A 272-nucleotide genomic window follows, 5' to 3' on the forward strand; every position below is an offset into this window, starting at 1 on the left:
CAGGAGGAAAGCTACTCCGCAAGTGAAAATCAGAAATGGCGCATCCGCAAGGATTTTGAGTTCGGAAAGGTGAGTACAGTCATCATGCTGGGCTACAAGAGAAACTCGGAGGGCGTACTGGAGATCATACCGGAGGAAGCAGAGACCGTTCGTATGATTTTTGCAGACTTTCTCAATGGAATCGGCAGACAGTCGATTGCGAACAAGCTGAACGAACTGAATATCCTGACGAAAAACGGCTGTCAGTGGACTTCTGAAGCCATTCGCAGGAT

Annotated in this window: 1 protein-coding gene; it reads left to right on the top strand. The window is 48.5% G+C overall.

Annotation, left to right across the window (positions count from 1 at the left end):
- On the top strand, positions 1 to 272 hold a 272-nt coding region (locus QVO51_RS06705; RefSeq protein WP_288167955.1), incomplete at both ends, for a recombinase family protein.

Origin of the sequence: Ruminococcus sp. CAG:379, from assembly GCF_000434255.1 — a bacterium.
In the GTDB taxonomy this organism is placed as follows: Bacteria; Bacillota; Clostridia; order Oscillospirales; family Ruminococcaceae; genus Ruminococcus_F; species Ruminococcus_F champanellensis.